General features: G+C 72.2%; 8 protein-coding genes. 5 read left to right on the top strand and 3 right to left on the bottom strand.

The features are described 5' to 3' along the window. Both AC0HS0_RS10550 and AC0HS0_RS10545 read left to right on the top strand, forming a co-directional pair. Positions 1 to 2,094: FUSC family protein (locus AC0HS0_RS10550; RefSeq protein ID WP_472963879.1), on the top strand; the 2,094-nt coding region annotated here is incomplete at its 5' end. 189 nt (positions 2,095 to 2,283) lie between these two features. After that, the gene (locus AC0HS0_RS10545) at positions 2,284 to 3,381 is read left to right on the top strand and encodes a DUF998 domain-containing protein (protein ID WP_472963877.1); all 1,098 of its coding nucleotides are present in this window, start codon (positions 2,284 to 2,286) and stop codon (positions 3,379 to 3,381) included. Here the strand turns inward: AC0HS0_RS10545 and AC0HS0_RS10540 are convergent. After that, on the bottom strand, positions 3,365 to 3,874 hold the full coding sequence (locus AC0HS0_RS10540; protein WP_472963876.1) for a hypothetical protein: 510 nt from the start codon (positions 3,872 to 3,874) through the stop codon (positions 3,365 to 3,367). The two genes, AC0HS0_RS10545 and AC0HS0_RS10540, sit on opposite strands and share 17 nt — an antisense overlap. A gap of 235 nt (positions 3,875 to 4,109) precedes the next feature. Between AC0HS0_RS10540 and AC0HS0_RS10535 the strand changes: the two genes are divergently transcribed. After that, a complete protein-coding gene (locus tag AC0HS0_RS10535) occupies positions 4,110 to 5,477 on the top strand; it encodes a flavin monoamine oxidase family protein (protein WP_472963875.1) in 1,368 nt (455 codons plus the stop codon). Positions 5,478 to 5,861: 384 nt separating this feature from the next. On the opposite strand, the gene AC0HS0_RS10530 is transcribed toward AC0HS0_RS10535, so the two are convergent. Next, positions 5,862 to 6,785 carry an aldose 1-epimerase family protein gene (locus AC0HS0_RS10530; protein ID WP_472963874.1) on the bottom strand — a complete coding sequence of 308 codons (924 nt, stop codon included), beginning with the start codon at positions 6,783 to 6,785 and terminating at the stop codon, positions 5,862 to 5,864. A gap of 169 nt (positions 6,786 to 6,954) precedes the next feature. Between AC0HS0_RS10530 and AC0HS0_RS10525 the strand changes: the two genes are divergently transcribed. Next, the gene (locus tag AC0HS0_RS10525) at positions 6,955 to 7,242 is read left to right on the top strand and encodes a hypothetical protein (RefSeq protein ID WP_472963873.1); all 288 of its coding nucleotides are present in this window, start codon (positions 6,955 to 6,957) and stop codon (positions 7,240 to 7,242) included. Positions 7,243 to 7,360: 118 nt separating this feature from the next. Here the strand turns inward: AC0HS0_RS10525 and AC0HS0_RS10520 are convergent, their stop codons facing one another. After that, positions 7,361 to 8,812, bottom strand: coding sequence for a PucR family transcriptional regulator (locus AC0HS0_RS10520; protein ID WP_472963872.1), 1,452 nt, complete (start codon positions 8,810 to 8,812; stop codon positions 7,361 to 7,363). A gap of 94 nt (positions 8,813 to 8,906) precedes the next feature. Between AC0HS0_RS10520 and gabT the strand changes: the two genes are divergently transcribed. Continuing rightward, the gene (gabT, locus tag AC0HS0_RS10515; protein WP_472963871.1) at positions 8,907 to 10,268 is read left to right on the top strand and encodes a 4-aminobutyrate--2-oxoglutarate transaminase; all 1,362 of its coding nucleotides are present in this window, start codon (positions 8,907 to 8,909) and stop codon (positions 10,266 to 10,268) included. Positions 10,269 to 10,325 lie beyond the last annotated feature (57 nt).

Here is a 10,325-nt window from a genome sequence, read left to right as displayed (position 1 = left end):
GAGCAGGCGCAGCTCGGCCTCGCCGTCGCGGGTGCCGTGCTCGTCTGCGTCGGCACGCTCGTGTCGAGGCCGGTCTGGCTCTCGGCCGTCGCCATGGCGGTGGTCGCCTTCGGCGTGCTGTTCGCGGGTTCCGTGAGCTCGGTCATGGCGTCCGCGAGCACGTCCCTGCTGCTGGCGTTCATCCTCCCCGTCACGCTTCCCGGCACGGTCGCATCGCTCGGCCCGCGGCTGCTGGGCTGGGGGATCGCGGCCGTCGTCGCCGTCGTCGCCATCGTCGTGCTCTGGCCGGCGCCGACCCGCGAGCCGTTGCGCGGCCCCGCCGTCGACGCCTGCCGGGCGCTCGCCGCACGGCTGCGCGCCGAGGCCGCGGCGATGCTGCGCGCCGGCAACCCCGAGCTGGCCGCCGACCGCGACGCAGCGACCCAGGAGGCCGACGCGGCGGTCGCCGCGCTGCACCGGTCGTTCCTGAACACGCCATACCGGCCGACCGGGCTCAGCACATCGGCGCGCACCATCGTCCGGCTGGTCGACGAGCTGACCTGGCTGAACGCCGTCATCGAGCAGTTCGAGCACGTCAAGCTGTCGGCCACGACCCCTGGCGGCCCCGTGCACGTCGCAGCCTTCGAGGTGAAGAGCGCCGCGGCCGCCGTGCTGGAACGCGGGGCCGATCTGCTGGCGCAGCACGGTGGCGACCCGGCCGGCGTGGAGAGCGCGCTCGGCCTCCTGGGCGAGGCGCGCGGCGCCGTGGAGGCCGCCACGATGACGGTCCCGGCCTCCGGTGAGAAAGAGGAGGGGGGCCGCGCCGCCGACCGGTTCGTCGCCTCCCTCGATCCCGGCTTCCGCGCGCAGGAGCTGGCCCAGGCGACCACGTCGGTCGCAGTGAACATCGCGCTCACGGCGCGGGCGGAGCGCCGCTCCTGGTGGCAGCGGGTGATGGGGCGTCAGCCCGGCGACCTCGTCGGGCCGGTGGCGGCCGCGGCGGAGCGCGCGACGGGGTACGTCGGCTGGAACTCCGTCTGGCTGCGCAACAGCATCCGCGGCGCCGTCGCGCTCGGGCTCGCCGTTCTGCTGGCCAACCTGACCGGGGTGCAGCACTCCTTCTGGGTGGTGCTCGGCACACTTTCCGTGCTCCGCTCCAATGCGCTGAGCACCGGCCAGACGGTGTTGCGCGGTGTCATCGGAACCTCGATCGGGGTGCTGCTGGGCGCGGCGGCGATGTTCGCGATCGGTGACAACCGTGTGGTCATCTGGGTCCTGCTGCCGATCGCGATCCTGGTGGCCGGCGTCGCGCCGGCGGCGATCTCGTTCGCGGCCGGTCAGGCGGCGTTCACGATCCTGCTCGTGCTGCTCTTCAACCTCATCGCACCGTCGGGGTGGACGGTCGGGCTCATCCGCATCGAGGACATCGCGCTCGGCTGCGCGGTGAGCCTCCTGGTCGGGGCGCTGTTCTGGCCGCGCGGAGCCGCAGCCGCGCTGAGACAGGCGCTGGCGCAGGCGTACACCGAGAGCGTGGCGTATCTCGCTGCAGCCGTCGCGTTCGGGCTGGGCCGGTGCGATGCCGCGGCGCACGACCTCCCCGAGCCGCGGGCGCAGTCGCTGCGCGCCGCGGCGGCCGCGCGCCGGCTCGACGACGCTTTTCGCACCTACCTGGGGGAGCGCGGCAGCAAGAGCCGGCCGCTCGCCGAGGTCTCGGCCTCCGTCAACGGCGTCGCGGGCGTGCGGCTGGCGAGCGACGCGATCCTCGACCTCTGGCGGGGGCAGGAGGCCGCTGACGCCGACCGGGCGGGCGCGCATCGCGCGTTGGACGCCTCCATCTCACGGCTCGACGACTGGTACTCGCGGCTCGCGTCGCGCCTGGTGACGCGGGACGCCCTTCCGACACCCGAGCCGGTCGACGCCTCCGCCCGCTCGCGGCTCGCCGACGCTGTCGAGCGCGACCTCGGCGACGACCGCGGGAACGTCTCGGCGACGGCGGTGCGGATCGTGTGGACGGGCGACTACCTCGACGTCGTCCGCCGGCTGGAGGGTGTCATCGTCGGGCCCGTGGACACCCTCGGCGACGACCTCCCGAGCCGTTCGCGCGCCGCCGGCTGAGGCGAAACGCGGCACCGCGGGCGCCGGGCCGTCGCACTTCCTCGAGCGCTTGGAGAGGAGACCACGGGCGTGTCCTGCCCGCATATCCTCCAGCCCGAACTGCCCTGTAGCCGAGTGCGGGGGTGCGGCGATACATTGTGCGCGACGTCGGCCGACAGGGCCGCGCAGGATGTGCGGGAGGTGGTCGTCGTGAGCACGACCAATCGGGTCCGGCCCACGTTCAGCGGGTTGTCGGCGCCGGCGCAGCTGACCGTCGAAGGCGCAGGGATCGTCGTCGGCGGAGCGGTGTTCGTCGTAGCGGGCGTGGTGGCGCTCCTGCTGTTCTGGGGGCGCACGCTGCCGATCGCCGGTCCCGGCTCGGTTGGGCAGTTCGTCGCCATCGCCGGCGGCGTCATCGCCTTTCTGGCCTACATCACCGGGAGGCTCTGGCGTCGGGAGGGGCTGACGCCCTTCCAGTCCGGCCGCGACCCCGCCGGCACCGCGCACAAAGCGAGCGGCGTCGACATCTTCGACACCTTCGCCATCGCCCTCGCGCACGGCATCCTCGCCCTGCTCGGCTGGCTCGTGCTCGGTGCGGTACTCGCCAACGGTTTCCAAGATGCGACGGTCTACTCGCTCTCGGCGACCGCGCTCGCCGCTGCCGCCGCCGGCGTGACGGGGTACGCGGTGTTCCTCTCGGCCGCCCGGATGGACCTGATGCGGCTCTCGACCGTGCTCGCCGCATTCGCCGTGGTCGGCATCCTGGCCTCCATGCTCAGCGCGCCCGACCCGCACTGGTGGCAGCAGCACCTCAGTGCACTCGGGATGACGCAGAGCGTGTCGTCGCTGACCTTCAACCTCACGCTGATCGTCGCCGGTGTCATCGTCACGGCGATCGCGCGCTACGCCACCGACGCCCGCGGCATCGCGGACCCGCGACGGAGGTCGGCCGTGCTGCGCGTGCGCGTCGGACTCATCCTGATCGGCGTGCTGCTGGCGTGCGTCGGCATTTTCACGCTGAACATCTCGGTGACCCTGCACAACGTGTCGGCGGTGGGGATGGTGCTGGTGTTCGCGCTCGTCGTCTTCTGGGTGCGCGCCGCGCTGCCGAACGCTCCGGCCTCGTTCTTCGTCCTCGGCTACGTCTTCTTCGGCACGATCGTGCTGATGCTGGTGTTCTTCGCGGTCGGCTATTACGTGCTGACCGCGGCCGAGCTCGTCGCCGGCGTGCTGGTGTTCAGCTGGCTCATCGTCTACCTGCGGGTCAGCGGTGCCGCCGCCGAGGCGGAGATCAGCGCCGTCGGCTGAGCGACGAGAACACCGCCGCCGTGGCCGTCCCGTACACGAGGTGCGCGGCCAAATCCTTTCCGAGAGTCTTCGCGTCGTACTCCGTGATCGGCTTGTACAGGTGCATCGGCGGCAGGATGATGTAGCCCGACAGCCACATCCCCGCGCCGAAGATCAGGCCGTACACGGTGCGCGGTCTCCGGAGCGATCCGGCGACGACCCCGTACGCGACGGCCCCCGAGAGGGCGTACGTCCAATGAGCGATGTTGTTGAGACGGCGCGCCCGGGAGTCCGGCAGGTCGGTCTCGAACAGCCCGTCGATGATGCGCCGGCCGACCTGTGCGGGTGCCGGAGCGTTCTCCCATCCGGTCACATCGGCCGAGGACTCCCAGTCCGCGAAGCGCTCGGTTCCGTGCTCCCGACGGTATTGCAGGTAGAGCCAGACGTCGAAGGCGACCGTGCCGACCACGCCGGCCACCGCGCCGCGGACGATTGCACCGATCGGAGTCGTCATGTCGGTCTCCCTCGCGTCTCGCACAGGATGTCTCGCACAGGATGTCTCGCCCAGGATGCCCCCGGGTCGGTGCCCGCGGGAAGACCAGTGGCCGAATCCGCGCGGCGGCGTGCGCCGCGGAAGCGGAGAATAGACGCATCGTCGAGGAGCAGCACACTCTTTCGACACCGTGTACAGGATTCGGTGTCCCGCGCCCGCCTAGCATCCTCGTGACCCGATGGAGGAGTTGATAGCAATGGACAGCATCGAACGTGACGTGGTCATCGTCGGCGCTGGAGCCTCCGGCCTCACGGCCGCGACGGAGCTGAAGAAGGCCGGACTGAGCGTGGCCGTCCTGGAGGCCAGGGACCGCGTCGGCGGCCGCCTCTGGACGAACGACATCGACGGCGCGACGCTGGAGATCGGCGGCCAGTGGGTCTCGCCCGACCAGGACGCGCTCATCGAGACCCTCGACGAGCTGGGGCTGGAGACGTACTCCCGGTACCGCGAGGGCATCAACATCTACCTCGGCGAGAACGGGGCGCGCCGCACGTTCGAGGGCGAGATCTTCCCCGTCGCCCCGGCCACCGAGAAGGAGATCGTCGGCCTGATCGAGCGCCTCGACGCGCTCGTCGCAGAGATCGACCCCGACCGCCCGTGGGAGCACCCGCAGGCCAAGGAGCTCGACGAGATCTCGTTCCGCCGCTGGCTGGAGGCGCAGACCGACGACGAAGAGGCCCGCCTCAACATCGGCATGTTCATCGCGGGCGCGATGCTCACCAAGCCCGCGCACGCCTTCTCCGCGCTGCAGGCCCTGCTCATGGCGGCCAGCGCCGGCAGCTTCAGCAACCTCGTCGACGCCGACTTCATCCTCGACAAGCGCGTGAAGGGCGGCCTCCAGCAGGTGCCGCTCCTGCTCGCCGAGCGCCTCGGCGACGACGTGCACCTGAACGCCCCGGTGCGCACCCTCCGCTGGGACGAGTCGGGCGTCACGGCGATCGCCGACGGCGTGGAGGTGCGGGCACGGTTCGCGATCCTCGCCGTTCCTCCGGTGCTGATCAGCCGCATCTCGTACGAGCCGCCGCTCCCGCGCCGCCAGCAGCAGCTCCACCAGCACCTCTCGATGGGCTTCGTCATCAAGGTGCACGCCGTGTACGAGACGCCGTTCTGGCGCGACAACGGCTATAGCGGAACCGCCTTCAGCCCCTATGAGCTCGTGCACGAGGCGTATGACAACAGCTATCACGGCGACCCGCGCGGGACGCTGGTCGGCTTCGTCTCGGATGAGGCCGCCGACGAGGTGTTCCGGCTGTCGCCGGAGGAGCGCAAGGCGCGCATCCTCGAATCGCTGTCGCACTACTACGGCGTCGAGGCGCTCAGCCCGGTCGTGTACTACGAGAGCGACTGGGGCAGCGAGGAGTGGACCCGCGGCGCCTATGCCGCGAGCTTCGACATGGGAGGCCTCGCCCGCTACGGCTCGGACCTCCGCGCGCCCGTCGGCCCCATCCACTTCTCGTGCAGCGACATGGCGGGCAAGGGCTATCAGCACGTCGACGGCGCGATCCGCGTCGGCCGCGAGACCGCGGCGGCGATCGTCGCCGCGCTGCAGCCGACCTCGCGGTAGGCGCGCCCCCAGACCGCGCGCGGCCAGTCGTGGATGGCCGCGCGCTCCACTCCCGGCCGGCCGGGACGCGCACCGTCGTGGGATGCGCGCCCCGGCCGCCGGCGCATCCCCGCCGGGCGTCGACGCCTTAATGCTTGTGTAGGCCCGAACTAAGATGCGGAATGTCGCATGGATCAGGTACAGTTGTAAGCACGAGCCGATGTCGAATCATCCATCGGCTCACTGGTAGACGGAGGCGCGCGGGTACGCACCTCTCGTCGACGACCAGGCTGCTCCTAGTGCAGCGCTTCGATGCCCCCAGCCGGGTCGGATTCCGCTGGGGGCATCGCCCCATTCCTCGGCCGCGTCGAAAGTCGTCCTCGAGCCCGCGGCCCAGTGCGCCGCTCAGAGGGCGGTGATCGTCCAGCCCGCGGTCGCCGACTCACCGGGGGCGAGCACGATCAGGTCGATTCCGGAGTTGTATGCGTCGGGCGGGCACGTCATCGGCTCGACCGCGAGGCCCAGACGGTTCAGCGCCGGGATGTCGCGGTCGGCGGTGTGCACCTGCACCCACGCGCACGCCTCGTCCCACGTCATCGCGACGCCCGTCCCGTCGGCCGAGCGCACCGCGACTGTGGCGCGGCCGTCGTCGCCGCGCAGCAGGCCGGTGAACGCGTGGTCGATGAAGGTGTCGGCGATCGCCCGCGGCGCGCGGAAGTCGAACACACCCGCATCCTCGACGGCGACGTCCGCGAGCCCGGTCGGGACGAGCCGGTCCTCCGTCACGGTCAGCACCTCCGAGGCGGGCAGCTCGAGGGTCCAGTCGTCGACGCGGCCGCTGCCGGCGACGAGATACGGGTGCGGTCCGGTGCCCCACGGCGCGGGCGTGGGGCCCGAGTTGGTGCCGGTGACGGTCGTGTGGAGGCCGTCCTCGTCGAGCTCGAACGCGACGGCGACCTCCACGCGGTGCGGGTAACCCTCCTGCGCCTCGATGGTCGCGGTCAGCGTGACGCTGCTCGCCGACCGGTCGATGGCGGTGAAGTCCAGCCACGCGGCGAGGCCGTGGAGGGCGTGGCCGCGGCCGGGCTCGGTGAGGGCGAGCTGCTGCTCCACGCCGTCGAAGGTGTACCGCCCGTCGACGACCCGGTTGGGCCAGGGCGCGAGCGTGGCTCCGCGGAAAGCCGGACGCACCTCGTCGGCGTCGAACGGGACGACGAGGGGACGGCCGCGGTGCTCCAGGGTGCGCAGCGAGGCGCCGATCGACGCGATCGTCGCGTGGTAGTCGCCGGCGGTCAGGCCGAAGTGAGTGCCGGAGAGGGGGATGCTCATCCGCCCATTCTGGCCGCAACCCTCGAGTACGCACGAATTCGGTCGAAATCCGCCGAGTACGCCGTCTCTTCGCACGCTCGGCGACCGGCGAGCGATCCGATAGCTGAACGACCGGTAACGATCGGCCCGTCGGGGTTGCCGCAGGAGGCGGGTCGGATTGAATGGGGTCATGCGTAGTGTCGGTTGGTCGTTGTTCGGGTTCGCGTTGGTGGTCGGCGCGGTCGCGCTGGGCGCGCTCACCACACCGGCCGTCGACCACGGCCTGGCCACCGTCGCCGTGGGCCATCACGACGGGTTCACGCGGCGGCAGTGGGTGGACCTCGCCATCGCCGCGCTCTTCTTCATCGCCGCTGCAGCCGCGGCAGGCGCCCTCGTCGTCACGCGACTGCGTGCCGCCGCGCGCCGCGGCGACACCCCGTCCGCGCCGCCCGCGCCTCCCGTCACCGTCGAGGTCTGACGCGCGCTACCGGCACTCGCCGGTGATTTGCGCCAAATGTGGCGTTAGGGGCCGCGAGACGCAACATTTGCGGCAAATGTCGCCACCTCGCTCAGGCGGGAGGCGGCGCGCCAGGCGCTCACTCCGCGGCGCGCAGCGCGGCGTAGAGGTCGGCGCGGGCCGCGAAGCCGCCGAGGTCGCGGCCGAGGAGGCGCTCGGCGTCCGCGACGCGTGCGCGCAGCGTGTGCCGGTGCATGCCGAGCCGCCGCGCGGCCACGTCGTACACGCCGTCGGCATCCAACCAGGTGCGCAGGATGCCGGGCAGCGCCGGGTCGGCCTCCGCCAAAGGCTCCAGGGCGGTCGCCGCCACCGCCCGGGCGTCCGGCGTCTGCAGTAGCGCGAGCATCCCCGCCGCCGCCACGTCGTCGAACGACGGCACGGGTTCGTCCGGCGTCGACCGTCGCGCGGCGACGCCTGCCTGCGTCACTCCGGAGGCCAGGGCGTCGAGGGCGACGGGGGCGGACGACCCTCCGCGTAGGTCGAAGCGCGCGGCGAGCCCGGCGACGGTCTCCGGTGCGGCTCCGACGATCACCAGGTCCTGGCCGTCGCGGGCGAAGAAGCCGTCGCTGTCGGCGTCCAGCCAGTCCGCGGCGGAGGCGCCGGCTGCCCCGTGCAGCACCGTCACGCGCACCGGCCGGTCGGGCAGGGCGCCCAGCACGGGCTCCGCGATCGTCTCGGCGAGCGTGCGCTCCCCGGCGAGGAGGGCGCGCCAGACCGCCGTGCGGAGCCGGGCGCGCGCCGCGTCGGTGGCGCGGCTCTGCTCGAGCGCCAGGCCGGCGAGCGCGACGACGCCGGTCACGACCTGCTGCGCGGCCTGGTCGAGGCCCTCGGAACCGACGGCGAGCACGCCGCGCAGGCGCCCGGCGGCGCCGAGGGTCTGGAGTGCGAACGGTCCGGCGTCGGTGCTTGCGGTTCCCGCGGCCCGGCGGCGGCTGCGTAGCAACGGCTCGGCCGCCTCCGTCAGCGTTGCACGCGCCGGCGCGTCCAGCGCGCCCGAGGGCGCGATGCGGTCGAGGGTGCCGTCCGCCCCGAACAGCGCGACCGGCCGCTCGATCTGGCGCGCCAGCTCGCCGAGTACGGCGCCCAGGGCGTCCGGCCGCAGCGCCGCGAGCGAGATCGCACGCGAGGCACGCAGCGCCCAGGTGTTGCGCGCGTAGGCGTCCGCCGCGACGCGGTCGGCGACGAACCGGGCGACGGCGATGAACGGCGTGCGGTAGGGAACCTCGAACAGCGGGAGGCCGTGCCGGGTGCAGGCCTCCACCAAAGGCTCGGGGGTGTCCCGCAGCACCTCGGTCCCGAACCCCAGCCCCGCGATCCCGTGCGACACCAGTCGCGAGACGTACGGCTCGACGTCGTCCGGCGTACCGGTGACCAGGAGCACCTGGCCGGGGGAGAGGAAGGGCGTCGGGTCGGGGAGGTCGGAGCTGTGCGCCCACGAGAGCGGCACGTCGAGGTCGCCGACGTCGGCCGGCGTGAGTCGGCGGAGGCCGAGCTCCGGTCGCGCGAGGAGCTGGGCGAGGGTCGCGGGCATCGGGGCACTCCATCTGCCAGGGTGTCGAATCCAGTTTCTGAAATTGTACGGTCCGTCCAGGCGGAGGTCACGCCTCGCTCCTTACGATGCCGCCATGACCATCGTTTCCCCCGCCTCCGCAACCCTCGTCGGCGGACCCTCGCTCCCGCAGGAGCGCCGGCTCGTCACCCCCATCCCCGGACCGGAGTCGCGCAAGCGCGCCGAGCGCAAGGCTCAGGCCGTCGCCGCCGGTGTCGGCGCGACCATCCCGGTCTACACCGTCGCAGCGGGCGGGGGTGTGCTCGTCGACGTCGACGGCAACTCGCTCATCGACTTCGGCTCCGGCATCGCCGTGACCGGTGTTGGCAACGCCGCCCCGCGCGTCGTCGAGGCCGTCACCCAGCAGGTCGCTGCGTTCACGCACACCTGCTTCACCGTCGCACCCTACGACTCCTACGTCGACGTGGCCGAGGCGCTCAACCGGCTCACCCCCGGCGACTTCGCCAAGCGAAGCGCCCTCTTCAACTCGGGTGCGGAGGCCGTGGAGAACGCGGTCAAGATCGCCCGCCACTACACCGGCAAGCAGGCCGTCGTCGCGTTCGACCACGCCTACCACGGCCGCACCAACCTCACGATGGGCCTCACCGCCAAGAACCAGCCGTACAAGAACGGCTTCGGCCCGTTCGCGCCCGAGATCTACCGGGCGCCGCTCAGCTACCCGCTGCGAGACGGCGGCCTGTCGGGCGCCGAGGCGGCCAAGCGCGCGATCACGATCATCGAGAAGCAGATCGGCGCCTCCAACCTCGCCGCCGTCATCATCGAGCCCATCCAGGGCGAGGGCGGCTTCATCGTCCCGGCCGACGGCTTCCTGCCCGCGCTGCAGGAGTGGGCCAACGAGAACGGTGTCGTGTTCATCGCCGACGAGGTGCAGACCGGCTTCGCCCGCACCGGCACCATGTTCGCCTCCGAGCAGTTCGGCATCGTGCCCGACCTGATCGTCACCGCAAAGGGCATCGCCGGCGGCCTCCCGCTGTCGGCCGTCACCGGTCGCGCCGAGATCATGGACGCCCCGCAGGCCGGCGGCCTCGGCGGCACCTACGGCGGCAACCCGCTCGCCTGCGTCGCCGCGCTCGCCGCGATCGAGACCTATGAGCAGGAAGACCTCGCCGGCCGCGCCCGCGCCATCGGCGAGATCCTCTTCGAGAAGCTCGGCGCCCTCCGCGCCGCCGACCCGCGCGTCGCCGAGGTGCGCGGCAAGGGCGCGATGGTCGCCATCGAGCTGGTCGACCCGGAGACCGGGGAGCCGGACGCCGCGCTCACCGCGAAGGTCGCCGCCGCCTCGCACGCTGCGGGCGTCGTCCTGCTGACCTGCGGCACCTACGGGAATGTGATCCGGTTCCTGCCGCCGCTGAGCATCCCCGACCAACTCCTCATCGAGGGGCTGGACGTCGTCGCGGAGGCGGTGGCCAACGCATGAGCGCCGTCGACACTGTGACCGAGACCACGACGTTCACCGACCGTGAGCAGGAGCTCA

The sequence above is a fragment of the Leifsonia sp. PARNA 1/14 genome (assembly GCF_055720965.1).
This window is presented reverse-complemented; position numbering and strand designations above follow the sequence as displayed.

Excerpts from the sequence above, each read along its gene's own strand:
- AC0HS0_RS10540 (WP_472963876.1), bottom strand. The coding sequence starts at position 3,874 with ATGACGACTCCGATCGGTGCAATCGTCCGCGGCGCGGTGGCCGGCGTG.
- AC0HS0_RS10535 (WP_472963875.1), top strand. The coding sequence starts at position 4,110 with ATGGACAGCATCGAACGTGACGTGGTCATCGTCGGCGCTGGAGCCTCC.
- AC0HS0_RS10530 (WP_472963874.1), bottom strand. The coding sequence starts at position 6,785 with ATGAGCATCCCCCTCTCCGGCACTCACTTCGGCCTGACCGCCGGCGAC.
- AC0HS0_RS10525 (WP_472963873.1), top strand. The coding sequence starts at position 6,955 with ATGCGTAGTGTCGGTTGGTCGTTGTTCGGGTTCGCGTTGGTGGTCGGC.
- AC0HS0_RS10520 (WP_472963872.1), bottom strand. The coding sequence starts at position 8,812 with ATGCCCGCGACCCTCGCCCAGCTCCTCGCGCGACCGGAGCTCGGCCTC.
- gabT (WP_472963871.1), top strand. The coding sequence starts at position 8,907 with ATGACCATCGTTTCCCCCGCCTCCGCAACCCTCGTCGGCGGACCCTCG.